The sequence below is a fragment of the Pseudobacillus sp. 179-B 2D1 NHS genome, from assembly GCF_045370945.1.
Classification (GTDB): Bacteria; Bacillota; Bacilli; order Bacillales; family Domibacillaceae; genus Pseudobacillus.
Genome location: NZ_JBIQDP010000008.1, coordinates 127,673 through 151,837, shown reverse-complemented (window position 1 = coordinate 151,837; position 24,165 = coordinate 127,673). Strand labels below are relative to the sequence as shown.

Sequence of the window (24,165 nt, the reverse complement as noted above, 5' to 3'; positions counted from 1 at the left end):
GAGGAATAGTAGTGACGATTTTCGGAATTAGAGAGCTGGCGGGAGGTGCAAGCCAGTCCGGAATACCATGAACTCGCCTTGGAATCGCAGGTGCGAACCATAAACAGTAGTGCCTGCCGCCGATCTGCGTTAAAGACGTCAAGCAGAGTGCCAAATGAAGGCACTAATCTGGGTGGTACCGCGGGAAATATACTCTCGTCCCAATTATGGGACGGGAGTTTTTTAATATTCAACATGGAAGGGTGTTACAGATGAGTTTCGATCATCAAAAGGTTGAAAAGAAATGGCAGCAATATTGGGAAGAAAATAAAACATTCAAAACACAGGAACAAAGAGGACAGTCAAAATTTTACGCGCTTGATATGTTTCCTTATCCATCAGGGGCTGGCCTTCATGTCGGCCACCCGGAAGGCTACACAGCAACAGATATCCTATCACGCATGAAGCGGATGCAAGGGTATAACGTTCTTCATCCAATGGGATGGGATGCGTTTGGACTGCCAGCGGAACAGTATGCATTGGATACAGGAAATGACCCGGCAGAATTTACTGAACAGAACATTAATAACTTCCGCCGCCAAATTAAATCGCTTGGCTTCTCTTATGATTGGGACCGGGAAATTAATACGACAGACCCGGAATATTATAGATGGACGCAATGGATTTTCCTGCAGCTTTATAAAAAAGGCCTCGCTTATATTGATGAAGTAGCGGTGAACTGGTGTCCGGCTCTCGGTACTGTGCTTGCCAATGAAGAAGTCATTGATGGCAAGAGTGAACGGGGAGGCCATCCTGTTGAACGTCGTCCGATGAAGCAATGGATGTTGAAAATTACAGCCTATGCTGATCGTTTGCTCGAAGATTTAGAGGAGCTTGACTGGCCGGAAAGCATTAAAGACATGCAGCGCAATTGGATCGGCCGTTCCGAGGGAGCAGAAGTGACATTTGCTATTGATGGTCATGATGAAACATTTACTGTGTTCACAACGCGACCAGATACACTTTTTGGAGCAACATATGCGGTTTTAGCGCCGGAGCATCCATTTGTGGCTAAAATTACTACAGATGAACAAAAAGAGGCAGTGGCTGGCTATTTAGATAAAATTAAAGCGAAAAGTGACCTGGAGCGCACGGATCTTGCCAAAGAGAAAACTGGTGTTTTCACTGGTGCTTATGCAATCAATCCGGCAAATGGAGAAAAGATGCCGATCTGGATTGCTGATTACGTATTAATGAGCTACGGAACTGGAGCCATTATGGCCGTGCCAGCACACGATGAGCGTGATTATGAGTTCGCTCAAGCATTCGATTTGCCGATTAAGGAAGTAGTAGCCGGCGGAGACGTTGAAAAAGAAGCTTATACTGGCGATGGCAAACATGTAAACTCCGACTTTTTAAACGGATTCAATAAAGAAGAAGCGATTCAGAAAATGATTGAATGGCTTGAAGAGAAAGGCATTGGTACGAAGAAAGTAACATACCGTCTTCGTGACTGGCTGTTTAGCCGCCAGCGTTATTGGGGAGAACCAATCCCAATTATCCATTGGGAAGACGGTACCATGAGCACTGTTCCGGAAGAAGAATTGCCGCTTATGCTTCCTGTAACAACAGAAATTAAGCCGAGTGGAACAGGTGAATCTCCGCTTGCTAATATTGATGATTGGGTTAATGTCATTGATCCAGAGACGGGCAAAAAAGGCCGGCGTGAAACAAATACAATGCCGCAATGGGCGGGAAGCTGCTGGTATTATTTGCGCTTTATCGACCCTCGTAACAGCGAGGCGCTCGCTTCTGAAGAGAAGTTAAAAGAATGGCTTCCGGTCGATATTTATATTGGAGGAGCAGAGCATGCTGTGCTTCACTTATTATACGCCCGCTTCTGGCATAAAGTTTTATATGATCTCGGTGTGGTTCATACGAAAGAGCCATTCCAAAAGCTGTTTAACCAAGGAATGATTCTTGGAGAAAACAATGAGAAAATGAGTAAATCGAAAGGAAATGTCGTAAATCCGGATGAGATCGTGGAAAGCCACGGGGCCGACACACTTCGCCTGTATGAAATGTTTATGGGGCCGCTTGATGCTTCCATTGCCTGGTCTACAACGGGACTTGACGGTGCCCGCCGCTTCCTTGACCGCATTTGGCGCTTGTTCATTCAGGAGACTGGCGAATTGAGTGAGAAAATTACAGACTCAGGCAATGAGCTTGAAAAAGTGTATCATCAAACAGTGAAGAAAGTGACAGAGGATTATGAGCATTTACGCTTTAATACGGCTATTTCCCAAATGATGGTATTCATTAACGAGGGTTATAAAGCAACAGCTATTCCAAAAGAATACGTAGAAGGCTTTGTTAAATTGCTTGCTCCGGTTGCGCCGCATCTGGCAGAAGAAATGTGGGAAAAGCTTGGCCATGAAGGTACAATCAGTTATGAGCAATGGCCAACATATGACGAGTCTAAGCTTGTTGACGACGAAGTGGAAATTGTCGTTCAGGTAAACGGCAAAATGAAAGCAAAATTAATGATTTCCAAGGAAGCAACGAGAGAAGAGATGGAACAAATTGCAATGAACGATGAAAAGGTGCAAGAGCAGGTTGCCGGAAAAACAGTACGTAAAGTCATCGCAGTGCCGGGCAAACTTGTTAACATCGTAGCAAACTAAAGAGAGGATGGTACAGATGGAGCCAATTCCAGAAATTACACCTGAAGAACTTAAACAAAAATTAGCCAACGGTGAAAAGTTGGAAATTGTGGATGTACGGGAAGATGAGGAAGTGGCAGGCGGTAAAATTCCGCAGGCTAAACACATTGTAATGGGAACCATCCCGAATCACTTAGATCAATTTGATAAAGAGAAGGAATATATTTTTGTCTGCCGCTCGGGCCGACGCAGTGAAAATGTCTGCTATTATATGCGCGATCAAGGTTTTAAAGTCCGTAATATGGCAGGCGGCATGCTTGAATGGACCGGCGAAACAAAATAATGTGCTTAGCTGTTCCCCTTCATCAGAAGGGGAGCAGCTTTTTTATTGGAGAAATTGAGAAGGAGAAAGGCCTAACTGGAATCAAAGTGAACATATCCTGAATCAGGCAGGGATATCGGGCATGCAGAGCTGGTATCATCACTTATGCACGGAATATCAACAATTAGGCTGCCATTAAAAAAGTAAACAAGAAAAACATACTTCCCTGCTTTTAACACAAGCTAAAAAGGATATTCAGCAGTTGAATATCCTTTCACAAATTTACGGTGAGGTGAAAATGATGAGCAGAAAAGATTGGCTTGATCCGACTTCTCAAAAGTTTCACCACAATTGGACGAGACCGAAGCGTACAAACTCGCAGGTGAATGGTCATACGGAAGTATCCCGGCGGACACGCATTAACCAAAGCGTCTCAAACGAAAATCGGTTTTGTTGATGTAAAGAAAAAAGCAGAGGAAAATGTCCTCTGCTTTTTTCACTGGGCAGCATTTGAGCCAGCCAGCCGACCAGTAATAAGTGCGGAGGTAATATTGTAGCCGCCTGTATAACCATGGATGTCGAGTACTTCACCGCAAAAAAATAAGCCGGGCATTTTTTTAGAAGCCATTGTTTTTGGGTCCACTTCTTTAATAGAAACACCACCGCCGGTGACAAAGGCTTTCTCCAGTGGCAGGGTACCGTTGACAGCAAAACGAAACTGCTTGCACAAGTGCGCAAACTGGCGGATTTTCTCGGTGCTAATACCGTTTCCTGGTGTTTCCTCATGGATCTCCGCCTCTTCCAGTAAAAACAGCAAGTAGCGCTCAGGAAGCAACCCTTTTAAACTATTTTTCACCGCTTTTTTTGGATGATCAGCGAGCTGTTGGCGCACCTCTTGGAAAAGCTTTTCTTCATTTTTGTCAGGCAGGCTGTCGATCGCCATGAATACTTCACCTGTTTTGCTTTTCTTGAGCGCTTTAACGACAAATTGGCTGCAGCGCAGCACTGCGGGACCAGATATGCCGAAGTGGGTAAAAATCATATCCATGCGGTGAGTAATGATTGGCTTGCCCTTAGGGTTCAGAACGCTTATAGCTACATCGCGAAGAGAAAGTCCTTGTAGTTTTTTCTCTTTAATAAATGGTTCCTCCGAAGTGACCGGCACCTCTGTCGGATAGAGCTCTGTTACTGTGTGGCCCGCTTTTTCAGCCCACGGATAAGCATCGCCTGTTGAACCAGTTTGTGGAACAGAACTGCCGCCTGCAGCAATAACGACAGAGTGGCTGCGGATGGTTTGGCCGTCGCGGAAAATGACTCCGGCTGTACGGCCATTTTCAAATAACAGATCGGCCACGGCCGTGTTCACACGTGTTTCAACGTTGAGCTCTTTCATCCTATTAAGAAGTGCGTCAACGACTGACTGCGCTTTATTGCTTACTGGAAACATGCGCCCGTGATCTTCCTCTTTTAGGGCAATACCGAGGTCTTCAAAAAAACGAATGATATCTTCATTGTTAAAAACAGAGAAAGCGCTATATAGAAAACGACCATTTCCCGGGATATGCTTAATGATTTCATCAACCGGTAGGCGGTTGGTTACATTACAGCGGCCGCCACCTGATATAGCAAGCTTTTGGCCGAGCTTGCTGCCTTTATCAACAAGCAATACACGCGCTTTTTGCTCACCGGCTGCAATGGCTGCCATTAAACCGGAAGGACCGCCACCGATAATAATTACATCATAGTCCATATGGAATCCCTTCTTTCTTAAGCAATTCTTTTCATAGTAGTTGATTTATTCATCGGTTGTCAATGAATAGAAAAAAAGAGAACCCTAAAGGGTTCTCTTAGGCTGCTTTCTTCTTCGAAGGAAGGAAGAAAGAGAGTATGAATGCGATAGCGGCTAAAATTGTCGCCACAACAAACGCATCATTAATACCTTTAATGGTGGACAATTTCATTCCTTCGCTGTAGAGCGACATGATTGACATCATATGTCCGGATTCTCCGCCGCCAAATGCTTGACTTAACGAATTGATTTTATCCTGAATAAAAGAATTTGTTGTTGTTACTTGGTTTTCGTAATCCGCCATGTGAAAGGTGCTTTGTCTCGTCATAATGGTAACGAGGAAGGCTGTGCCAATCGAGCCAGCCACCTGACGGATTGTATTGGACATGGCTGTACCATGAGCGATCAGTTTCATCGGCAACACATTCATACCAGCCGTCATAATCGGCATCATAATGAGCGACATCCCGAAGGAGCGCAAAATATAAATCATCAGGATGCTGCGATACGGGGTATCAGATGTTAGGTGCGTAAATTCGAACGTCCCGTAGGTTGTAATGGCCAGACCAATAACAGCGAGCCAACGAACGCCGTATTTATCGAACAACTTTCCTGCGATCGGCCCCATTAGACCCATGATCAATGCTCCAGGAAGCAAGAGAAGCCCGGATTCCATCGGAGTAAAGCCACGGATGTTTTGTAGGTAAATAGGCAACAAAAGCATACCGCCGAATAGTGCCATCGTAATAATTGAGTTGATGATAAGCGTAAAGGTAAACATATTGAATTTAAATACATTCATGTTAAGCATCGGTGTTTCCGAAACAAGTTGCTTCCAAACGAAAACGGCGAGAGAGATAATTCCAATGACAAGGGATAGGATAACTTCTGCACTGTCCCATCCATTGTTGCCAGCTTCACTAAAGCCATATAGCAACCCGCCAAATCCGATAGAAGAAGTAATGAGGCTGAACACATCGAGCTTCAAATCAACCGTTTCACTCTTAAGATGGAACAGGCGAATGGCCAGTAAAATATCAATTACACCAAGAATGAACATGCCATAAAACATCACGTTCCATTCGTAATGCTGGATGACCCAGCCAGTAAGTGTCGGGCCAATTGCAGGAGCAAGAATCATTGCAATTCCCATTGTTCCCATGGCAGCTCCACGTTTCTCAGGTGGAAAGAGTGTCATGAAGACATTTGTTCCGAGTGGCATGAGCACACCTGCACCGATCGCTTGGATTACACGTCCGACCATCATAATAGTGAATGTGCCGGAGACGGCGCAAATGATAGACCCAACTGTAAAAGAAATCATCGACAAAATAAATAATTTTCGAAAACCGTACTTTAAGATCAAAAAGGCACTAATTGGAATCATAATGCCATTGACAAGCATAAAGCCGGTCATCAGCCATTGAGCCGTACTTGTTGATACGTTAAAGTCACTCATCATAACCGGCAGAGCGACATTGATCAACGTCTGGTTCAAAATGGCCACAAACATTCCAAACAGTAGCACAGCAAGAACGGGACCAACCCGTTTTGGTGGTGCATCTTCTGAAGAGGAATGGATTTCTTCAGCTACTTCAGCTTTTGTTTCTTCTTGGGCCTCTTGCTGAATGTCCTCTGGTACTGCTGTTTGCTGAGATGCATCTTCCTGCTGGACAGCTATAGCTGATTGCTGCGGCATTTCTTTTCCTGCGACAGGCAAATCAGGTTCTGTCTTCTTGCGTTTTGCGGCCAGACGCTTGTTCACAAAAGCTACCACAATAACGGCTAAAATAAAGTAACCAATTAGAAAAGCTGATGCCATGTATCCCTCCTCCTTATTTGTGAATGCGAACGGAAACATTCATGCCAGGTACAATATCCAATGACTTCTGATCATTAATGGAAATAGTTACCGGCACGACTTGTGTAACTTTCGTATAGTTAGCTGTAGAGTTGCTTGACGGCAGCATTGAGAAGACATTGGCTGTCGCAAGACCAATTTTTTTCACTTTTCCTGTTAAAGTAGTGTCTGGATAGGCATCTACGTAAATATCTACTTTTTCACCAACAGAAAGATCTTCAAGTTTTGTTTCATCTACATTCGCTGTTATCCACAGATTATTTAAATCATAAGCGTAAGCAAGTGGTGTTCCAGCAGCAGTCATGCTGTTCTTTACAGCTTTTTCTTCAACGATTGTTCCATCTTGTGGAAGAGTCACTGGTACTTTGATTGTTCCAGTTCCAGATGGAGATTGAGTTTCAACTTCACCAAGCTTCTCACCCGCTTTATATTTTTCTCCGAACTCGCCATTCCAGCTGACAAGCTTTCCAGCCGCTGGAGCAGCAACCGCCATTTGTTGGCCATCAATTTTTGCATTATCTGTCTTTATATAATTGTTCGTCTGAGTAAAAAAGTAATAACCGAGAAAACCGCCGCCGATTAAAATAACAATCGTTAAAACGTTTAAGAGAACGATTCTTCTTACATTCATTTACATACAACTCCTTTAAATATTCATAATATTAATAGTTAACTTTATTAACTATTACCCAAAAAAATCATTGAATCTTCTTAAATAATTCAATGAATGTGTTAAGCTCTTCCGGTGTCAGTTGTCCGAACTTTTCATATAAGAACTGAGCATTCTTTTTTTTCAGTTCATTAGTGAGTTTTGCGCCCTTTTCAGTTAAGGAAATTTGTACAATCCTTCTATCTGTTGCAGAACGCTGGCGCATAATCAGTTCCTTTTTAACGAGTGAATCCGTTAAATTAGTAATATGGCTGACAGACACACCAAGCTCTCTTGAAATTTCGGTGACCGTTTTTACATCCGGAGAGGAGAGTAATTTTAAAACAGAGTACTCATTATTTGTAAGCTTATCACCAATAAAAACCGACATTTCACGTTTGAATGATCGGAAAGATGTCCGTAAGACAGCAGCCAATTCATTCATTTTCTCTTTCGTGTGCCGATTGTTCTCCATGATCATCCTCCTTAGGGCTCTCTTTTGCACTCAACTATTTTAAGAGAAAATACTTAACAAAGTCAACTATTTATTTTATGAAGTAATAAGAAATTTTTGTTTAATAAATTGCCTGAACGTTAGGAAAGAGGTAAACTGATTTTTAGCATTTGTATTTATCTTAACGGAATAGAAAGGGAATTTTTATGTCTTCGAAGCTTATCAGAGGAACATTCATTTTAACATTGGGAACATTTATTTCCAAGTTCCTTGGATTGTTCTACGTTATTCCATTTTACTCAATTGTTGGAAAAGAAGCGACGTCACTTTATCAATATGGCTACGTGCCGTATACAATCTTTATCAGTATAGCCACTGCAGGTGTCCCGCTCGCCGTATCTAAGTTTATAGCTAAATATAATGCACTTGGTGAGTATGCCATCGGGCGCCGGTTGTTTAAGTCAGGTCTTATGATTATGTCTATAACAGGATTCCTTGCGTTTCTTATCATGTATGTTTGTGCCCCTTGGTTCGCTAGTATTATGATCGTTGATAAAGAACAGATTTATACGGCGGAAGAAGTGGCTTATGTCATTCGCGCCGTCAGTTTTGCCCTCATTATCGTTCCGTTCATGAGCCTAATGCGCGGATTTTTCCAAGGCCATCAATCAATGGGACCGTCAGCTGTATCTCAGGTAGTTGAACAAATTGCTCGTATTATTTTTCTGCTTGTCGGTGCTTATATTGTTTTAAATGTGTTAGATGGAACGGTTGTAAAGGCAATTGGTGTGGCCACATTCGCAGCATTTGTCGGGGCTTTATTCGGTTTGCTTGTTCTGTTTTGGTATTGGAAGAAGCGGAAAAACCACTTAAATGAACTGCTTGAAAAAGATAAAAGCCATGCAGACGTAAAGCTCTTTGATATTTATAGTGAGATCGTCGTATATGCCATTCCGTTTATTTTTGTCGGCATTGCGATCCCGCTTTACCAACTTGTGGATACCATTACCTTTAACCGAGCAATGGCAGAAATCGGACAGGCAAAAATCGCAGATACTGTGTTCGGAATTGTCAACTTTAGCACACAGAAAATCGTTATTATCCCCGTTTCATTGGCAACCGCTTTTGCCATGACACTTGTCCCGCTTGTGACAAGCTCTTTCGTGTCAGGGGAACCTGACAGAGTTAAAAAGCAGCTCGATCAGACATTCCAAGTTCTTTTATATTTAACTGTTCCAGCTGTTGTTGGAATTATGCTGCTTGCGGAGCCTTTTTATACAGCGTTTTATGAACATAGCAGCCTAGGCACAGATATTTTACGGGTATATGCACCGGTTGCCATTTTGTTTGCTTTATTCACTGTGACAGCAGCTATTCTGCAAGGAATCAATGAGCAGCGGTTTACAGTATTCAGCTTGCTGTTTGGCATTTTGTTGAAACTGGTGCTCAACATGCCGCTAATTAAGCTGTTCCAGGGAGAAGGCGCCATCTATGCGACAGCGATTGGGTATGGGGCTTCAATTATAATTAACTTGCTCGTTATTAGATATTATTCTGGTTACTCTCTTCGTTCGATCGGAAGAAAGATTGGCCAAATCACAGTGTTTAATTTAATTATGGCAGCTGCAGTGTACATCGTCTATTTTATTCTTCACCCGCTGTTCAATGCAGACAGCAAAATACAAAGCACGCTTTTGATCGCCGTCTGCGCGGTGATTGGTGCAGCGATTTATTTCTTCTTGAGTTTCCGATCCGGACTGGCAACGGCACTGTTTGGAACGAGACTTGACCGGATAAAAAATAAGTTTAAAAGAGTAAGAGCTTAATGAATGATTAGAAAAGCAGGCTTCTTTTTTGAAGGAGACTGCTTTTCTAATGAGAAAGAAAGGAGGGGGAATGTGGAAAAAGAACTCGCTTATTCATCAAGAACAAAGGGGATTATTATGGTTCTTGCCAGTTCCTTATTTTGGGGGGCATCCGGTGTAATCGCCCAATTTCTTTTCCAGAAGCAAGGAATTGGAGTAGAATGGCTTGTAACAGTGAGATTGTTGCTGGCGGGCTTGCTTTTGCTTCTCTTCGCGGCAATAAAAGAAAAAAGATCCATCTTTGGTATGTGGAGAGACCGGTTTAGCTGGCCGTCTCTCATTCTCTTCAGCTTGTTTGGCATGCTTGGTGTTCAATATACATTTTTTGCGGCCATTAGAAGCGGAAATGCAGCAACAGCAACCATTTTGCAATATTTGGCTCCCGTGTTGATTGTTTTGTATCTTGCCATTCGCTCAAAGGCACGCCCATCTTCAAAGGAAGTAGTTGCTGTTCTTTTATCTGTGTTCGGAACTTTCTTTCTTGTAACTGGTGGAAACCCAAACGAACTGACGATTTCTGGAACGGCTTTATTCTGGGGGCTCAGTTCAGCCGTAGCGCTCGCTTTCTACACTTTGCATTCGCTTGAATTATTAAAAAGATGGGGCTCCATTTTAGTAGTCGGCTGGGCAATGACAGTAGCCGGTGTTGTTTTCAGCTTTGTTCATCCTCCTTGGAAGCTGGAGGGAATGTTCTCCTTTGCCACAGTAGCGGCGGTTAGTTTTGTTATTATCTTTGGTACGCTGCTTGCTTTTTATTTCTATTTAGAGAGTCTTAATTATCTGCGTGCGTCGGAAACGAGCCTTCTCGCCTGTGTTGAGCCATTATCTGCCGTTTTTTTATCTGTCTTTTTACTATCCGTACCATTTGGATTCGGAGAATGGCTCGGCACCTTTTTTATTATCACAACTGTATTAATGTTATCACGTACTAAATAATAAACAGAGGAGGAGAACAATGAGAATTGATAAATTGTTAGCAAATGTTGGTTATGGAAGCCGCAAGGAAGTCAAACAATTATTAAAGACTGGAGCAGTCACGATCAATGGAGAAGTGGTAAAAGATGCTAAGCAACATGTTGACCCCGAAAAGGATCAGGTTATGCTGCATGAGGAAGAAGTAAATTATCGTGAGTTTATTTACTTAATGATGAATAAGCCACCAGGTGTGATTTCAGCAACAGAAGATGCAAGGGAAGAGACGGTGATCGATTTGCTAGGGCCGGAACATGCGGTATTCAAGCCGTTTCCAGTCGGCCGTCTTGATAAAGACACAGAGGGTCTGCTGTTGCTAACAAACGACGGCGTACTTGCCCATCAACTGCTTTCTCCTAAAAAGCATGTGCCTAAAACATACTTTGCGGTGATTGACGGCGAAGTAACCGAAGAAGATGTAGAGGCTTTTCAAAAGGGGGTTTCCCTGGATGATGGCTATGTGACCAAACCAGGAGAACTGAATATTTTAAAAAGTGGACTTCGCTCAGATATTGAATTAACGATTACAGAAGGAAAGTTTCATCAAGTAAAGAGAATGTTTGAAGCAGTTGGGAAAAAAGTGGTTTACTTGCAGAGAATCTCGATGGGGCCGCTTCAACTGGATGAGGAATTGGAGCTTGGTGAGTACCGGGAGCTGACGGAAGAAGAAGTAGAACTTTTGAAAAGTGGAGAGAAAGAATCATAAGATAAATATTGTCGGATTTTCGAAAGAATTTTATGTATAACAAAAAAAGCCCTTGCCAATTCAGGCAGGGGCTTGTTCATGAAGTCATTCGAACTTTCTTTTGTGTCGTTGTCCACTTGCCACGGCTTGGACTGATGACCAAGTCGTTGTAAGCTAACACATTCAAATCTCTTTGAATGGTGCGAGGAGTGATACCAAATTCATCCACAATTTCTTGAGTCGAAACAGTCCCGTTTTCCTTAATAAACATATAGACTGATTTGATTCGATTTAGCATCCGATTTGTTGAAGGTTTCAAAAAACCACTCCCTCATCTTTTTTCACAGAGGCATACAACAGACGACGGTTATTGAGAAGTTCAATGCTTCTCATTATATGTAGTTAATGAGACGCAGACAGCTCCTTTACTTAAATGTGTAAGATGTCTGACAATTGTATTTTACCTCATTTATATTTATTTTTCTAGAAAAAATACTTAAATTCATGAAACTTCATATAGTATTTACCCTTTTTTTTCATAAAACTAACAAAACAGACCGCTTTTTTTATTGCAATCGTGCTAGTAAGGGTTAATAATACTTTTTTAGAGGAGATAAAGGTAAAATAAAGAAAATGATGGATGGGAGGAAAAGTTAGTGGAAAAAATTAATTGGCAGGCTGAAGTAGAGAAAAGGCAGGAGGAGCTCCTGCAGGATTTACGATCCTTAATTGCCATTAAAAGTGTACTGAATGAAGAAGCAGCGACATCTTCAGCTCCGCTTGGTGAGCAGGTAAAAGAGGCGCTTGATTTTATGCTAAATCTTGGTGAAAAGGATGGATTTATAGGGAAAAATGTAGATAACCTGGCTGGTCATTTAGAGTTTGGATCAGGAGAAGAGCTCATAGGCATCTTATGTCACGTAGACGTGGTGCCGGAAGGGGACGGGTGGTCGACGGACCCATTTGGCGGTGAAATAAAAGATGGAAAAATATTCGGCCGTGGAGCCATTGATGATAAAGGCCCAACGATGGCCGCTTACTACGCCATGAAAATAATTAAGGAGCTTGGTTTGCCTTTACATAAGCGAGTGCGGATGATTATTGGCACGGATGAGGAAAGTGAATGGCGCTGTGTCGAACGTTATTTTGAAACAGAAGAAATGCCATCTGTTGGCTTTGCACCGGACGCTGACTTTCCAATTATTTATGCAGAAAAAGGGATTGCTGATTTTGATCTTGTCCAGCAAGCAGAAGAGACGATGCAAAGCCGTTCCGGTGATATCATTGTCCACTCTTTTGAATCAGGCAGAAGATATAATATGGTGCCGGACTATGCAAAAGCGGCTGTTACGGTGAATCGCGGACAGACGGAGATCATTCAAAGCTACGGGGCATTCGTTGACGAGCATGGGCTGGATGGTCGTTTCCATATTGATAACGGTAAATTGATTTTGGAATTAAAAGGAATCTCTGCTCATGGAATGGAGCCGGACCTCGGAAAAAATGCAGGTCTTTATTTGGCTGAATTTTTAGCCAGCAGAGAGCTGGATGAGAAAGCTGCCCATTTCTTTAAGCTGACAAGCCGATTGTTCTTCGAAGAATCACGCGGAAGAAAGCTAGGAATTGACTATAAAGATGAAATAACCGGAGACTTGACCATCAATGTAGGAAAATTATCATTCAATGAGGGTACTGGCGGAAAGCTTGGATTAAATATGCGCTATCCGGTCACATTTCCTCTAAAGGAGAAAAAATCATTTTTAATCGAACGACTAGCAGAAGAACAATTTAAAATTCAACACTTCTCTGACAGCTCTCCTCATCATGTCGATAAAGATCATCCGTTCATTCAGACCCTTTGTAAAGTGTATGAGGAACAAACCGGAGAACAAGCAAAGCTACTTTCGATTGGCGGAGGCACTTATGCTCGCAGTCTGGAAACAGGTGTGGCATTCGGCGCTCTATTTCCTGGTCGGGAAGATGTCGCCCATCAAAAAGACGAATATATGTTTATTGAGGATTTGCTGAAAGCCACAGCTATTTACGCACAGGCCATTTGGGAGCTGGCTCGACAATAAATGATCTTGCCCGACTGGCTAGAAGACCAGTGGACTGATTTCAGGCTCGGCATCCTTTTTAGCAAAAACGCCCTTCGACTAATGGAAGGGCGTTTTTATTATAATTGGAACAAGTCGCTTGATAGATAACGTTCACCCGTGTCACAGGCGATGCATACAACAATATCGTCTTTTGTTAGAGTTTTCGCCGTTTGGATCGCTGCATAGCAAGCGGCGCCTGAAGAAGGGCCTACAAGGATTCCTTCTTTACGAGCAAGCTGGTGCACGGTTTCATAGGCATCCTCGTCTTCAATTTTGTAAATATAATCATATACGTCTTCATTAAGTGTATTTGGAATAAAGCCAGGGCTTGTGCCAACGAGCTTATGCTTCCCTGGTTTACCGCCAGATAAGACAGGAGAACCAGCTGGCTCGACTACATGAACTTTTAATCCGGGAACTTGTTCTTTCAATGCTTCACCTGTGCCAGTAATGGTGCCGCCTGTGCCAGCTGTAGCGACAAAAGCGCCGAGATTTTTGCCAATTTGCTTTACAGCTTCCAAAATCTCTACAGCTGTTGTTTTTCGATGAGCATCTGGGTTAGCCGGGTTATCAAATTGCATGGGGATAAAACTGTTAGGAATGTCTTTTGCAAGCTCTTCCGCTTTTCGAATGGAGCCAGGCATCTTTTCATTACCAGGTGTGAGCACTACTTCTGCACCATATGCTTTTAATAAGTTAATCCGCTCTTTGGTCATCGTATCAGGCATGACTAAAATGGCTTTATAGCCTCTCGCTGCTGCATTCATAGCGAGACCAATCCCCGTGTTGCCGCTTGTTGGCTCGATAATAGTAGAGCCAGGCTTTAAGAGGCCTGCTTTTTCTGCTTCAATAATCATATTGAAAGCTGCGCGATCTTTTACGCTCTTGCTTGGATTGAAAAACTCCAGTTTTAAATATATATCTGCTCCCTGTTCAGGAGCCAGGCGATTTAATTTTACAAGAGGAGTATCCCCGATTAATTCGGCGATGTTGTTAACTGTTTTCAATGCTGCTCATCCTTCCATCCATTTTTCTTACTTCTATTATTATCATATTAATTCGGATTAATCCAATCAATGCAGACAGGAATTGTTGTTTTCTTCGATTTGTGAAACACTCCGGATATTTGGTAAAATAGGAGGAAAACCAATGATAAAGGGGTAGCTGACATGAGCCATAATCATTATTTTTTCGCCCTTCCTTTGCCGACTGAGCTAAAAGAAACGCTTCACAAACAAATTCAAGAAAAGCAGCTTCCATTCTCCCGCTTCGTTCACGAGCAAGATTTGCATCTTACATTGGCTTTTCTAGGAGCAGCAGAAGAAAAGCAGCTTGAAACAGCTCTTTCGCTCGTTACTTCCTCTGTGCAGGATATTGAAGCTTTTCCGCTCATCATTGATTCACTAGGCTTTTTCGGTAAAAAGACAGATCCGCGCATTTTCTGGGCGGGAGTTAAACAGGAAAGTCGTCTAAATGAATTGCAGTCCGCTGTTACCGCTGCATGCCGTGAAGCTGGGTTTAAATTAGACAGCCGGCCGTTCAGCCCACATATTACCGTCGCTAGAAAATGGAAAGGAGAATCTCCATTCCAATTGCCACAATTACAGCTAAATAAAAAATTTTTAGCGGAAACGGTCGTTTTATACGAAACTTATTTGGACAGGAGTCCGAAATATAAAGAGAAGCAAATAATCCAATTACATACAGGTGAGGGAAAGGACTAAAGAAACATGGCGCAGTTGATTAAGCTACAGGATTATATTTCTAGATATGAAACAGATATTTTTCATTATCCTGCCCAGTTTGCCCGTCTGAAGAAACAGCAATGGGAAAGCATGAGGCAGTTTTGGGAGAGAAATCGTTGGGAAGACGAGGCAAGCCTTCTTTCTGACGAAGAACCTGAGGAAGAGACGGAAGGAAGGGGGATGGTGCAGAAACTTAAGTCTTTTTTTCTGCGTGAAAAAGCGGAAGAATCAGCCTCAATAGAGGAAGAGGATAGGTCGTTGTTTGATACTATTGAAGTGAACTCGGTAGCGAACCTCGATGAGTTAAGACATAAGTTTCTCAATCAGCTGTTCAACTTTCAACTGAAATGGGCAAGTTCAACAGTGAGGGAAAAATCATATATTGATCCGCGCTATTTTCATGATGAGCGGCTAAAATTTTTGCTGCAAAGCCTGCCGGATAGCTTTCTCGTTATGTATGAGCCTGTTCTCCAATTAAAAAAGGCGCCAATGGAGCTTGATATCCTTTTATTGACACCGACTGAAGTATGGTGTCTAACATTTTTAGAAGGGGAAGAGCAGTCGGTATATATCGGATCGGGAGAACGTTTTTGGCTGAAAAGAAAGGGAGAAGAGGAAGGCAGGGTATTGAATCCTACACTTGCGCTGAGCCGGATGGAAGCAGTGCTGAAGAATGTATTTCAGCGACAAGAGCTTGACTTTCCTATAAGAAAAGCCATTATTTCGCGTAATGGTTTTGTTGATTACCCTGATCCGCCGTTTGGATTGGAGGTAGTAGACAACCGATCATTTCTGTCCTGGATCGACCGAATGAGGAAGATGCCTTCCCCGTTAAAAACCATTCAATTAAAAGCGGCAAAAAGCGTGTTAGAATTTGGACAGACAACGAGTGTCCGCCGTCCGGAGTGGGATGAAGAGGAAGAGTTTTTATTCATAAGCGACACGGAGGAGCAGGACGACTGATGAAAGTGTTTTCCTTATGAGATGACCATTTGTTGGCATGCGCGAAATACCTAGCCGAAGACAGTATTTCATGTTAAAATATTAGATAACTTTTAAAATGAGCGCGTAAATGACAGATAAAAAGTGAATCCTGTCATAATACGAAGATAGCTATTGTATGATCAAGCGATAGCTGTCTTTTTTATTCGGGCATGAAATGAGCCAAACAAAAATGAAGGTGACTAACGGTGGAACACTTACTTGGACAAGATTGGGAAATCACTCCAGCCGGCGGAGCAACAGGAAAGGCTTACGCGGCCAAGCATGGAGGGCAGCAATTATTCTTAAAAAGAAATTCTTCTCCTTTTTTGGCAGTTTTGTCGGTTGAAGGGATCGTTCCGAAGCTGATCTGGACAAAGCGACTGGAGAATGGAGACGTCATTACGGCCCAGCATTGGCTGAAAGGACGCGAGCTTGCTCCAATTGAAATGGGAGACAGCAGGGTAGCCAGGCTAATGAGCAAAATTCATTCTTCCCAGCCGTTGTTGTCCATGCTCGAAAAGCTTGGTAAAGAGCCAATGAAGCCGAACATGATCTTAACCGAGATTGAGCGACAGCTTGATAAGGAAACAAAGAGTGATGAGCATGTCCAAAAGGCCCTTCGATTTCTTCATAGCCGCCTTTCTGAAATTGGTCATGGAGAATATGTTGTTTGCCACGGAGATATTAATCATAATAATTGGCTGTTGTCAGATGAAGATCAATTGTATTTAATTGATTGGGATGGAGCGTTGATTGCTGATCCTGCTGTAGATTTGGGGATGATGTTGTATACCTATATTGAAGAAACCTACTGGGAAGAGTGGCTTGCTCAATACGGTCTTGTTTATACTGCTCATCTTGCTTTGCGAATGAAGTGGTATTTTCTAGCTCAGACGCTTTTATCCATTCAATGGAACAAAGAAACGGGCCGCCTTCGGGAGATGAAGGAAGGCTTTCGGGACTTGTCTCATATTCTCTCTTGAATGTGGAAGACAAGCATGATATGGTTTGAACGAAACTTTTTTAATGAGGTGCCAGAATGCGATTAAGACATAAACCATGGGCCAGAGAAAAAATCGAGGCCTATCCACAATACATTGTTCCAACTCCAGAGAATCATCGAGGCAATTGGAAAAGCGTATTTAATAACGATCAGCCTATATATATTGAAGTAGGGACGGGCAAGGGCCAGTTTGTTACAGAAATGGCAAAAGCTCATCCAGATGTAAACTTCATTGGTATCGAACTATATGAAAGCGTGATTGTAACGGCGCTGGATCGTCTGATCGAAGCAGAACTCCCGAACCTAAAGCTATTGAATGCTGACGCTAGAAATCTCGCCCAATATTTTGCAAAAGGAGATGTCAGTCGAGTATATTTGAATTTTTCTGATCCATGGCCGAAAAAACGCCATGAAAAACGAAGACTGACGTACCGAACATTTTTAAAGCTATATGAGGATATCATGCCGGACGGCGGCGAAATTCACTTTAAAACAGATAATCAAAGTTTGTTCGAATATTCCTTGAAGAGTTTTTCCGCCTATGGGATGCTGTTGACATTCTTAAGTCTAGATCTTCATAAAAGTGATTTCGAAGGCAATATTATGACGGAATATGAGGAGAAATTCTCCAAAAAAGGCCAGCGTATTTATCGGGTTGAAGCAAAATATCGCTGATATGTACCAGCTTTTGCTGTTGATAAGAAAGAGGCCCTGTCAGTCAAAAACTGTCAGGGCCTCTTTCTTTATTCATGAGCACGGACGTACAGTTTAATGGGCGTCTGGAAATACTCTACGCACCGTGTCTGTAAATTCATCAAATAAACCTGTTATTGGACGACCTTCATCAATTTTGTCACCGTATCCTTGCATCCGTTGAACAAAATCAGGGTTAGCTGACACATACACTTTTTTTACGTTAGGATCGGCTTTTCTTACTTCATTAGCTACTTTTTCCTCAAGCTGATTAGTGAGCTGATCCTGCTTGCCGTTGCTGAGCAAAACGGCAGCATAGGCATTTTGATCTGTCACGATTACTTTTGCCGTACGTACTTCCTTTAATTTTTCTAATCGATTTTCTGCTCGGTCTGATACTGCCATTCCGTTAACGTTTCCGTTATTATTGTCGTTGGTGTTGTTATTTGTCACGTTGTTATCGTTACGATTGTTAGTATTATCATCAAGGGTAAGGTTCGGATCGTTCATCTCGTTTCGGTCTTCATTAAAACTTCTGTTATTCGGCGGGTTATATCGAGCGTTTTCAATATCTACGCCCCGGCGTTCATCCGCTGCATTATCGTTATTACATCCGAACAATAAGACAAACGGTAATAAAGCAATAGTAGCGTGTTTGAATCTGATCATGATGTGTACCCCTTTCTTTAATCTACATGTTTAAGTTGAACAAATATCTAATTAATTATTCATCAGCTGTTTGCCTCTTAAGTTTTAAAAAGTATTGATAAATGACGCAATTTTTCAATAAGTGCTACAATAAACTTGTACAAATGAAGGGGGGACAAACAGTTGGAAACGTTAACGGTGGGAGATCTTACACTAACTTGGTTAAATGGCGGAGTAACAAATATGGACGGCGGAGCGATGTTTGGTGTTGTACCAAGGCCACTGTGGTCAAGGAAGTATGCCAGCAATGAAAAAAACCAGGTTGAGTTGCGAACGGATCCTATTTTTTTTCAGTTAGATGGGAAAAATATTTTAATTGAAGCAGGGATTGGAAATGGGCGTTTAACAGAAAAGCAAATACGCAATTACGGGGTAGATGAGGAATCAAGAGTGGAAGAATGTCTAGCGGAATTAGGGGTTACACCTGCTGATATCGATATTGTTTTGATGACTCATATGCATTTTGATCATGCCTTAGGGTTAACCAAGCTGTTACAAGGCAAGTTGGTGCCAGCTTTTCCAAACGCTGTTATTTATACGTCAGAAACCGAGTGGGAGGAAATGCGGCACCCGAATATCCGCTCAAAAAATACGTATTGGAAAGAAAACTGGGAAGCGATTGAGCATCAGGTACGAACTTATAAAGAACAGGCTGAGCCGGTAAAGGGAATTAAAATGATCCATACGGGCGGTCACAGCAATGGCCATTCGATTATTATTATTGAAAGCAATGGAGAATGGCTCATTCATATGGCGGACTTAATGCCAACGCATGCTCATCAAAATGTACTGTGGGTATTGGCATATGACGATTATCCAATGGATTCTATTGCTGCGAAGCAGAAATGGCTGCCAGAAGGAATGAAAAAAAACGCCTGGTTTTTCTTTTATCATGATGCTGTCTACCGAGCGATAAAGTGGAATGAAGCTGGAGAAATGATAGCAGCGGTGAAGCGAGAAAAAGCTATGATCGGAAACTAAAAATGAATAATGAAAAGGGCTGTCCACTTGGACAGCCCTTAAGCTGCAAACCAGCCATTATTGTTCGTTCGCCTACAGTAGTCATGACCTTCATGGTCATTGAGCAGTCTGTTCATTAATAGGTTCTGTATACATCCATAATGGCGCCTGTTCTAGAGTCAGCGATAAACTCGAATTGTTCTCTCTCCTGACCAATGGTACGGGAAATCCCGCCTTTATAAACCATTTTGTCCATGCCCACTTTCTTCAATGGTTCCGGTTTCATTTTGATCCAAGAACCGTCAATAGCGCCCTCTGATTTAAATGCTTCCTTGACTTCTTTCAATGCTTTTTCCGCTGAGACATATGTAGTCTTCGTTAAGCTTTGCTGTACAAATACAGCACTGGCTGCTCCAGCAGCTGCTCCCAAAATAAAAGTTCCCCAATTCATACTCATATTTTTCACCCCTGTTTTTAATAGACTGATATAAGTATACCTTAATTTAAAAAATGCTGAAACTTCTGTCATCCATGTTCAGAAAATTGCCATAGTCTAAACTGGAAGTTTAGTCCATCTTTCTGTAGAATGAAGGCAATTCAGACTTTAAAAGGAGAGTAGAGCATGAATAAAGAAACAATGGAACTCTTTAAGACGTTAACGGAACTCCCGGGGGCTCCTGGAAACGAGCATGATGTGCGCCGATTCATGCGTACGCAGTTGGAAATGTATGCCGATGAGATTGTGCAAGATGGCCTTGGAAGTATTTTTGGGGTGAAAAAGGGAGCAAGCAATGACCCCATCGTTATGGTTGCCGGTCATATGGATGAAGTGGGCTTTATGGTAACGCAAATTACAGATAATGGCATGATCCGGTTTCAGCCGCTTGGCGGCTGGTGGGGGCAGGTGCTGCTCGCCCAGCGTGTGCAAATTATGACGAACAACGGTCCCATTATCGGTATTATTGGCTCAGTACCTCCTCATTTACTTAATGAGGAGCAGCGCAAGAGACCGATGGAAATAAAAAATATGCTTATTGATATTGGGGCGGACGATAAAGAGGATGCAAAGAAGATCGGTATCAAACCAGGCCAGTCCATTTTGCCAGTTTCCTCTTTTACTCCAATGGCTAATGAGAAAAAAATTCTTGCTAAGGCCTGGGATAATCGCTATGGATGCGGACTTGCCATTGAGCTGTTAAAAGAGCTTCAAGATGAAACAGTACCGAATCATCTTTACTCTGGTGCGACTGTACAAGAGGAAGTCGGTCTGCGTGGTGCCCAGACAGCCGCTGAGATGATTAATCCGGACATCTTCTATGCACTAGATGCAAGTCCGGCAAATGATGCATCCGGTGACAAAAAGGAATTTGGCCAGTTAGGAAAAGGTGCTCTCCTCCGTATTTTCGATCGGACAATGGTTACTCACCGAGGGATGAGAGAGTTTATTCTTGATACAGCTGAGAGTCATAATATTCCTTATCAATATTTTATCTCGCAAGGGGGCACAGATGCTGGCCGTGTTCATACGTCCAATAAGGGAGTGCCGAGTGCGGTTATCGGCATCTGTTCGCGCTATATCCATACACATGCCTCCATTATCCATGTGGATGATTACGCAGCAGCGAAGGAATTGCTCATTCGCCTCGTGAAAGCAAGCGACAGAGCAACGGTCGATTCTTTGAAGGCAGGAAGCTGATAAACAGCCAGGCGCTTGTTACAAAAGGCGCCTGTTTTTGTTTTGACAAAGCCATATGAAAGGGTCAAGAATTTAACAGAGAAAGAAGGAAATAAAATGAAAATAGCAATTGGCTCATCCAATCAAGCGAAGAAGCTGGCTGTAGAAAAGGCGGTAGAAGCAGCTAACTTAGAAGCAGACGTTGTTACTTTGTCTGTTCCTTCCGGGGTTAGGGAACAGCCGTTTTCTGATGAAGAAACGAGACAAGGCGCAGTTAATCGGGCGATGGCTGTTCTTAAGGAAACGAAAGCTCATATGGGTATTGGTCTTGAAGGAGGGGTCATGGAAACCGCAGAGGGGCTGTTTTTATGTAATTGGGGAGCTCTTGCTGTTAAGGAGCATCCAATTATTACAGCCGGTGGAGCGAGAATCTTGCTGCCTGAAGAGGTAGCGGAGTCACTTCGTGGTGGTGAAGAGCTTGGCCCAGTAATGGATCAATTTACGGCTCGTGAAGAGATTCGCCAGCACGAAGGAGCTATTGGTGTTTTTACGAATGGTCTGGTAACGAGGGATGAAATGTTCTTTCACGTAGCAAAATTATTGTTAGGGCAATTTTTGCTAAATAATAAAAAATGAGTGTAGGTTTATTCTTTATGTATCAGTGACTATAGGGCATCCGCTCTAACTGTAGCTAGTTCCGATGTGATGAGCGCATGCAAGTCTTTCTGCTTCATTTTGCCGGACATCTTGTGATAAGCTTACTCATATTAAAAGATGTGACGAAAGACTGGTTTAAGCCAGCTAGATGATTATCTCGACAGGAGGAAATAAGGGTGAAGAAATTAGCATCAATGGAAGAATTTCAACAGTTGAAGGAATCAGGAAAGCGTATTTTTTTATTTTCAGCTGATTGGTGTCCGGATTGCCGGGTAATTGAACCTGTGCTGCCGGAAATCGAAGCAAAATACAGCGAATATCAATTTGTATATGTAGATCGTGATGATTTTCTTGATTTATGTATCAATATGGACATTTTTGGAATACCGAGCTTCGTTGCTTTTGATAGCGGCAAAGAGCTTGGCCGTTTCGTAAGCAAGGACCGAAAAACGAAGGAAGAAATTGAACAGTTTATCGAAGGATTATAAAGAGCAAACGTCTGGTTTATCGGCCAACGCCAATTTTTTTGGCAGCCGGGCAGCCAGACGTCTTTATTGAGAAAGGGGAGAGAGTGTGGACTCAAAAAAATTAAGGCGCATTCTTGAAGAACGTCTGCAAAAGGAAAACCGTTCGTTTACATTTGATCGCGAAAAAGATGAGCTGCGAATCGAGAACAAAGAATCAGGAAAAGGAATTACCGTTTCTCTGCCAGGAATTGTAGCCAAATGGCATGAGAAAAAGGAGCAAGCCATCGATGAAGTGGTATATTACGCAGAGGAAGCATTGGCAGTTATGGGAACGGAGCATTCTTTGTCTGATCAGGAAAAAAATATTTTTCCTGTTATCCGCTCTACTTCTTTTCCGAAGGAAGCAACAGAAGGCAACCCGTTTTTTATTGATGAACATACGGCAGAAACAAATATTTATTATGCCCTAGACCTGGGAAAGACTTATCGTTTGATCGACGAACAGCTCATGAAAAAAGAAGGCTGGACGAAAGAACGCATTCGTGAGATGGCACGCTTTAATTTACGATCTTTGCGAACGGACACCAAACAAGATAAGGTCGCCGGCAATATATTTTATTTTCTAAATACAAATGACGGCTATGATGCCAGCCGAATTTTGAATGATAAGTTTTTGAAAGATATGGCTGAAAAGGCACAAGGAGAAATGACAGTATCTGTTCCTCATGGGGATGTACTTATTATAGGAGACATTCGCAATGAAACGGGTTACGATGTACTTGCTCAGATGACCATGAGCTTTTTTACAGGGGGGCATGTACCAATCACTGCACTTTCTTTTATTTATGAAGAGGGAAAATTGGAGCCGATTTTCATTATGGCCAAAAACCGGACAGTTGAAAAAAAAGATAAATAAAGCCCCAAAAAGCTTGGAAGCATCTACCTGTTTCCAAGCTTTTTTGGGCTTTTCGGTGCAAAAGTCTCAAATGTTGTTATTTGCTATCGTCATAGCGGTAAAAGCTGTTAAAATAAGAAGTGATTTTCTAAAAAGAAAAGGTGATTTTAATGAGTTTTTTCAAAAGAATAATGGGATTATTTCGTGAAGAAATAGATGAAGAATTTGAACAGCCGGTTGAGCTGCCTAAATATGAGGAGACGCCTTCACAACGAGCCGATGAGCTGCCGGTCCCTCCTGTTTTTCATGAACGTCCTCAAGAAACACAAGAGATGAAAACCAAAATAGCTTACCGCTATCCTTCCAGAGAGTTGTATCCTTCCAGAAAGGAGAAGGTACAACAGCGGCCGCGACGAGAGAGGCGATTGCAATTAGAAAAACAGAATTTCTCAGATAATAGGCGGGAGCAGGAATATACTTATCATCAAGAAGAGCCCGCTCCTTCCAAGCAGCCTGTCAAGGCATCTACGACGTACCGTCCGTCTCCCGGTCCTTTCAAACCAACAGAAATCCCTTCTCCCGTATATGGGTTTCATAAACGGCCTGTAAGTAAAAATGAAACAGTGACAAAGCGGGAGGAAAGAGAAGAATTGCCAGCTGCGATTGACGAGGAACAGGTGGATGTACAACAGGTCGTGATTGATAAGAAAGAAGAGATAGCATTCAAGCCGACTGATTCTGTTCAAGCAGAAGAGCCCTCGTCGAAATTACCGAAAGAAGAACCCGGGCTTTTATTTAAACGCGAAGAAATGAAAAAAGATATTGATAGAAAGCCAGAGGGAAAAGAAGAATTGCCAGCTGCAATTGATGAGGAACGGGTGGATGTACAACAAGTAGTAGTTGATAAGAAGGAAGAAGTAGCATTCAAGCCGACTGATTCCGATCAAACAGAAGAGCCCTCACCGAAATTACCGAAAGAAGAACCCGGGCTTTTATTTAAACGCGAAGAAATGAAAAAAGATATTGATAGAAAGCCAGAG

Annotated in this window: 25 protein-coding genes and 1 other annotated feature (1 of these 26 running past the window's edge); of the genes, 17 read left to right on the top strand and 8 right to left on the bottom strand. The window is 42.5% G+C overall.

The features are described from left to right. Positions 1-206, top strand: a binding site (T-box leader); it begins 14 nt to the left of the window's first position. A 45-nt stretch (positions 207-251) separates the two neighbouring features. The 3 genes from leuS (at position 252) to ACH0BF_RS10520 (ending at position 3,421) form a co-directional block, all read left to right on the top strand. After that, entirely contained in the window at positions 252-2,663 is a 2,412-nt protein-coding gene (gene leuS / locus ACH0BF_RS10530) for a leucine--tRNA ligase (RefSeq protein ID WP_406909355.1), read from the top strand. Between the two features lie 16 nt (positions 2,664-2,679). Further along, a complete protein-coding gene (locus ACH0BF_RS10525; protein ID WP_120033915.1) occupies positions 2,680-2,985 on the top strand; it encodes a rhodanese-like domain-containing protein in 306 nt (101 codons plus the stop codon). Between the two features lie 280 nt (positions 2,986-3,265). After that, positions 3,266-3,421, top strand: a complete 156-nt coding sequence (locus tag ACH0BF_RS10520; RefSeq protein ID WP_120037870.1) for a YpzG family protein — start codon at positions 3,266-3,268, stop codon at positions 3,419-3,421. Positions 3,422-3,460: 39 nt separating this feature from the next. On the opposite strand, the gene ACH0BF_RS10515 is transcribed toward ACH0BF_RS10520, so the two are convergent. The 4 genes from ACH0BF_RS10515 to ACH0BF_RS10500 form a co-directional block, all read right to left on the bottom strand. Then, positions 3,461-4,714, bottom strand: a complete 1,254-nt coding sequence (locus ACH0BF_RS10515; RefSeq protein WP_406909354.1) for a BaiN/RdsA family NAD(P)/FAD-dependent oxidoreductase — start codon at positions 4,712-4,714, stop codon at positions 3,461-3,463. A 97-nt stretch (positions 4,715-4,811) separates the two neighbouring features. Then, the gene (locus ACH0BF_RS10510; protein WP_340852806.1) at positions 4,812-6,575 is read right to left on the bottom strand and encodes a DHA2 family efflux MFS transporter permease subunit; all 1,764 of its coding nucleotides are present in this window, start codon (positions 6,573-6,575) and stop codon (positions 4,812-4,814) included. Positions 6,576-6,588: 13 nt separating this feature from the next. Beyond that, positions 6,589-7,245 carry an efflux RND transporter periplasmic adaptor subunit gene (locus tag ACH0BF_RS10505; protein WP_120033909.1) on the bottom strand — a complete coding sequence of 219 codons (657 nt, stop codon included), beginning with the start codon at positions 7,243-7,245 and terminating at the stop codon, positions 6,589-6,591. A gap of 67 nt (positions 7,246-7,312) precedes the next feature. Then, a complete protein-coding gene (locus ACH0BF_RS10500; RefSeq protein ID WP_182916997.1) occupies positions 7,313-7,738 on the bottom strand; it encodes a MarR family winged helix-turn-helix transcriptional regulator in 426 nt (141 codons plus the stop codon). A 185-nt stretch (positions 7,739-7,923) separates the two neighbouring features. On the opposite strand from ACH0BF_RS10500, the gene ACH0BF_RS10495 reads away from it, so the two are divergent. The 3 genes from ACH0BF_RS10495 to ACH0BF_RS10485 all read left to right on the top strand — a co-directional run bounded on the left by ACH0BF_RS10495 (position 7,924) and on the right by ACH0BF_RS10485 (position 11,260). Further along, positions 7,924-9,543: a putative polysaccharide biosynthesis protein gene (locus ACH0BF_RS10495; RefSeq protein WP_120033905.1), complete on the top strand. Its 1,620-nt coding sequence runs from the start codon at positions 7,924-7,926 to the stop codon at positions 9,541-9,543. A 72-nt stretch (positions 9,544-9,615) separates the two neighbouring features. Then, positions 9,616-10,518 (top strand): DMT family transporter, encoded by a 903-nt coding sequence (locus ACH0BF_RS10490; RefSeq protein ID WP_406909353.1) that lies wholly within the window; start codon positions 9,616-9,618, stop codon positions 10,516-10,518. 19 nt (positions 10,519-10,537) lie between these two features. After that, positions 10,538-11,260, top strand: coding sequence for a pseudouridine synthase (locus ACH0BF_RS10485; RefSeq protein ID WP_120033900.1), 723 nt, complete (start codon positions 10,538-10,540; stop codon positions 11,258-11,260). A gap of 76 nt (positions 11,261-11,336) precedes the next feature. Here the strand turns inward: ACH0BF_RS10485 and ACH0BF_RS10480 are convergent, their stop codons facing one another. After that, positions 11,337-11,558: a DeoR family transcriptional regulator gene (locus ACH0BF_RS10480; protein WP_041097857.1), complete on the bottom strand. Its 222-nt coding sequence runs from the start codon at positions 11,556-11,558 to the stop codon at positions 11,337-11,339. Between the two features lie 337 nt (positions 11,559-11,895). Here ACH0BF_RS10480 and pepV point away from each other — a divergent pair, with 337 nt between their 5' ends. Continuing rightward, positions 11,896-13,317 (top strand): dipeptidase PepV, encoded by a 1,422-nt coding sequence (gene pepV / locus ACH0BF_RS10475; RefSeq protein WP_120033898.1) that lies wholly within the window; start codon positions 11,896-11,898, stop codon positions 13,315-13,317. 98 nt (positions 13,318-13,415) lie between these two features. Here the strand turns inward: pepV and cysK are convergent, their stop codons facing one another. Then, positions 13,416-14,345, bottom strand: a complete 930-nt coding sequence (gene cysK, locus ACH0BF_RS10470; RefSeq protein ID WP_120033896.1) for a cysteine synthase A — start codon at positions 14,343-14,345, stop codon at positions 13,416-13,418. A gap of 162 nt (positions 14,346-14,507) precedes the next feature. Here cysK and thpR point away from each other — a divergent pair, with 162 nt between their 5' ends. From thpR to trmB, 4 genes are all read left to right on the top strand, one after another. Continuing rightward, positions 14,508-15,062 (top strand): RNA 2',3'-cyclic phosphodiesterase, encoded by a 555-nt coding sequence (gene thpR / locus ACH0BF_RS10465; RefSeq protein WP_120033893.1) that lies wholly within the window; start codon positions 14,508-14,510, stop codon positions 15,060-15,062. Between the two features lie 6 nt (positions 15,063-15,068). Further along, on the top strand, positions 15,069-16,046 hold the full coding sequence (locus tag ACH0BF_RS10460) for a nuclease-related domain-containing protein (RefSeq protein ID WP_120033891.1): 978 nt from the start codon (positions 15,069-15,071) through the stop codon (positions 16,044-16,046). A 227-nt stretch (positions 16,047-16,273) separates the two neighbouring features. Further along, positions 16,274-17,050, top strand: a complete 777-nt coding sequence (locus ACH0BF_RS10455; protein ID WP_120033889.1) for a phosphotransferase family protein — start codon at positions 16,274-16,276, stop codon at positions 17,048-17,050. A 56-nt stretch (positions 17,051-17,106) separates the two neighbouring features. After that, a complete protein-coding gene (gene trmB / locus ACH0BF_RS10450; RefSeq protein ID WP_340852823.1) occupies positions 17,107-17,745 on the top strand; it encodes a tRNA (guanosine(46)-N7)-methyltransferase TrmB in 639 nt (212 codons plus the stop codon). 93 nt (positions 17,746-17,838) lie between these two features. Here the strand turns inward: trmB and ACH0BF_RS10445 are convergent, their stop codons facing one another. After that, positions 17,839-18,432, bottom strand: coding sequence for a YhcN/YlaJ family sporulation lipoprotein (locus ACH0BF_RS10445; protein WP_406909352.1), 594 nt, complete (start codon positions 18,430-18,432; stop codon positions 17,839-17,841). Positions 18,433-18,594: 162 nt separating this feature from the next. Between ACH0BF_RS10445 and ACH0BF_RS10440 the strand changes: the two genes are divergently transcribed. Beyond that, positions 18,595-19,452: a YtnP family quorum-quenching lactonase gene (locus ACH0BF_RS10440; RefSeq protein ID WP_120033882.1), complete on the top strand. Its 858-nt coding sequence runs from the start codon at positions 18,595-18,597 to the stop codon at positions 19,450-19,452. Between the two features lie 115 nt (positions 19,453-19,567). Here the strand turns inward: ACH0BF_RS10440 and ACH0BF_RS10435 are convergent, their stop codons facing one another. After that, positions 19,568-19,888, bottom strand: coding sequence for a PepSY domain-containing protein (locus ACH0BF_RS10435; protein ID WP_340852829.1), 321 nt, complete (start codon positions 19,886-19,888; stop codon positions 19,568-19,570). A 165-nt stretch (positions 19,889-20,053) separates the two neighbouring features. On the opposite strand from ACH0BF_RS10435, the gene ACH0BF_RS10430 reads away from it, so the two are divergent. The 5 genes from ACH0BF_RS10430 to ACH0BF_RS10410 form a co-directional block, all read left to right on the top strand. Further along, positions 20,054-21,127: a M42 family metallopeptidase gene (locus tag ACH0BF_RS10430; RefSeq protein ID WP_406909351.1), complete on the top strand. Its 1,074-nt coding sequence runs from the start codon at positions 20,054-20,056 to the stop codon at positions 21,125-21,127. Between the two features lie 96 nt (positions 21,128-21,223). Continuing rightward, positions 21,224-21,742 carry a DUF84 family protein gene (locus ACH0BF_RS10425; RefSeq protein WP_340852831.1) on the top strand — a complete coding sequence of 173 codons (519 nt, stop codon included), beginning with the start codon at positions 21,224-21,226 and terminating at the stop codon, positions 21,740-21,742. Between the two features lie 197 nt (positions 21,743-21,939). Beyond that, the gene (locus tag ACH0BF_RS10420) at positions 21,940-22,251 is read left to right on the top strand and encodes a thioredoxin family protein (RefSeq protein ID WP_340852833.1); all 312 of its coding nucleotides are present in this window, start codon (positions 21,940-21,942) and stop codon (positions 22,249-22,251) included. 85 nt (positions 22,252-22,336) lie between these two features. Next, positions 22,337-23,146: a DUF1444 domain-containing protein gene (locus ACH0BF_RS10415; protein ID WP_120033876.1), complete on the top strand. Its 810-nt coding sequence runs from the start codon at positions 22,337-22,339 to the stop codon at positions 23,144-23,146. A gap of 149 nt (positions 23,147-23,295) precedes the next feature. Further along, on the top strand, positions 23,296-24,165 hold an 870-nt coding region (locus tag ACH0BF_RS10410; RefSeq protein ID WP_406909350.1), incomplete at its 3' end, for a hypothetical protein.

Coding starts and splice junctions, on each gene's coding strand:
- leuS (WP_406909355.1), top strand. CDS start 252: ATGAGTTTCGATCATCAAAAGGTTGAAAAGAAATGGCAGCAATATTGG.
- ACH0BF_RS10525 (WP_120033915.1), top strand. CDS start 2,680: ATGGAGCCAATTCCAGAAATTACACCTGAAGAACTTAAACAAAAATTA.
- ACH0BF_RS10520 (WP_120037870.1), top strand. CDS start 3,266: ATGAGCAGAAAAGATTGGCTTGATCCGACTTCTCAAAAGTTTCACCAC.
- ACH0BF_RS10515 (WP_406909354.1), bottom strand. CDS start 4,714: ATGGACTATGATGTAATTATTATCGGTGGCGGTCCTTCCGGTTTAATG.
- ACH0BF_RS10510 (WP_340852806.1), bottom strand. CDS start 6,575: ATGGCATCAGCTTTTCTAATTGGTTACTTTATTTTAGCCGTTATTGTG.
- ACH0BF_RS10505 (WP_120033909.1), bottom strand. CDS start 7,245: ATGAATGTAAGAAGAATCGTTCTCTTAAACGTTTTAACGATTGTTATT.
- ACH0BF_RS10500 (WP_182916997.1), bottom strand. CDS start 7,738: ATGGAGAACAATCGGCACACGAAAGAGAAAATGAATGAATTGGCTGCT.
- ACH0BF_RS10495 (WP_120033905.1), top strand. CDS start 7,924: ATGTCTTCGAAGCTTATCAGAGGAACATTCATTTTAACATTGGGAACA.
- ACH0BF_RS10485 (WP_120033900.1), top strand. CDS start 10,538: ATGAGAATTGATAAATTGTTAGCAAATGTTGGTTATGGAAGCCGCAAG.
- thpR (WP_120033893.1), top strand. CDS start 14,508: ATGAGCCATAATCATTATTTTTTCGCCCTTCCTTTGCCGACTGAGCTA.
- ACH0BF_RS10460 (WP_120033891.1), top strand. CDS start 15,069: ATGGCGCAGTTGATTAAGCTACAGGATTATATTTCTAGATATGAAACA.
- trmB (WP_340852823.1), top strand. CDS start 17,107: ATGCGATTAAGACATAAACCATGGGCCAGAGAAAAAATCGAGGCCTAT.
- ACH0BF_RS10445 (WP_406909352.1), bottom strand. CDS start 18,432: ATGATCAGATTCAAACACGCTACTATTGCTTTATTACCGTTTGTCTTA.
- ACH0BF_RS10435 (WP_340852829.1), bottom strand. CDS start 19,888: ATGAGTATGAATTGGGGAACTTTTATTTTGGGAGCAGCTGCTGGAGCA.
- ACH0BF_RS10430 (WP_406909351.1), top strand. CDS start 20,054: ATGAATAAAGAAACAATGGAACTCTTTAAGACGTTAACGGAACTCCCG.
- ACH0BF_RS10425 (WP_340852831.1), top strand. CDS start 21,224: ATGAAAATAGCAATTGGCTCATCCAATCAAGCGAAGAAGCTGGCTGTA.